The organism is Synechococcus sp. H60.1 (assembly GCF_047462335.1).
Lineage (GTDB): Bacteria > Cyanobacteriota > Cyanobacteriia > Thermostichales > Thermostichaceae > Thermostichus.
Map to the genome: position 1 here is coordinate 1 of NZ_JANSJA010000075.1, position 1,306 is coordinate 1,306.

Here is a 1,306-nt window from a genome sequence, read left to right on the forward strand (position 1 = left end):
TAAACCACATGCTCCACCGCTTGTGCGGGCCCCCGTCAATTCCTTTGAGTTTCAGCCTTGCGGCCGTACTTCCCAGGTGGAGTGCTTAACGCGTTAGCTACGGCACCCAACAGATGTCGGACACCCAGCACTCATCGTTTAGGGCGTGGACTACCCGGGTATCTAATCCGGTTTGCTCCCCACGCTTTCGCGCCTCAGCGTCACAAATCGTCCAGGTAGCTGCTTTCGCTATCGGCGTTCCTTCCGGTATCTGCGCATTTCACCGCTACTCCGGAAATTCCGCTACCCTCTCCGACCGTCTAGCCTCACAGTATCCAACGCACCCCCGGGGTTGAGCCCCGGTCTTTAGCATCGGACTTGAGAGACCGCCTACACGCCCTTTACACCCAGTAAATCCGGGTAACGCTCGCACCCTCCGTATTACCGCGGCTGCTGGCACGGAGTTAGCCGGTGCTATTACCTCGGTACCGTCATTATCGTCCCGAGTTCAGAAGTTTACACCCCGAAGGGCTTCGTCCTTCAAGCGGTATCGCTCCGTCAGGCTTTCGCCCATTGCGGAAGATTCCTAACTGCTGCCTCCCGTAGGAGTGGGGTCCGTGTCTCAGTACCCCTGTGGCTGATCGTCCTCTCAGACCAGCTACGCGTCGTCGGCTTGGTAGGCCATTACCCCACCAACTACCTGATGCGCCGCAGGCCCATCCCAAAGCGCCCGAAGGCTTTAGACACCCACCAAGGTGAGTGTCCACATCCAGGATTAGCTAAGATTTCTCCTAGTTGTCCCAGACTTTGGGGTAGGTCACCTACGTGTTACTCACCCGTCCGCCACTGGCTGCATAAAACAGCCCGTCCGACTTGCATGTCTTAGGCATACCGCCAGCGTTCACCCTGAGCCAGGATCAAACTCTCCAAAAATGCTCGCTTTATGGCGAGATTTGGACGTTTTCTCGTTTGTATATATCCGAGAAAACGAGGTATGATTCGTGTTTCTGCTGATCTTTCTTTGTCAAGGTGCTTGGCTACCTCGCGGCAGCGCAACGAGAAGTGTACAGACTACCCCCAAACCTGTCAAGCCCTAGGGCTGGGGCGACTGGATAAGCTCATCTGAGCGGCGCGAAGCTGGAGGGCTCGCAGCAGGTCGGTTTTGCTTAGAATGCCGATCAGGCGGCCCTGTTCGTCGGTAACCAGGAGCCTCGAGAAACCCTGCTCGGCCATGCGCTGCAGGGCGACGAGGGCCTCGGTGTCTTGGTTTACCTGCAAGGGGGGGCGCATCCGCTCGAGCACCCGGGTCTGGGGCGAGGCCCCGTGC

1 protein-coding gene and 1 rRNA gene are annotated in these 1,306 nt (G+C 57.9%); both read right to left on the reverse strand.

Annotated elements, in window-relative coordinates; genetic code table 11:
- Positions 1-912, reverse strand: a 16S ribosomal RNA gene (locus NW852_RS04430); the annotation flags it as partial.
- 153 nt (positions 913-1,065) lie between these two features.
- Positions 1,066-1,306: HPP family protein (locus NW852_RS04435; RefSeq protein WP_414426490.1), on the reverse strand; the 241-nt coding region annotated here is incomplete at its 5' end.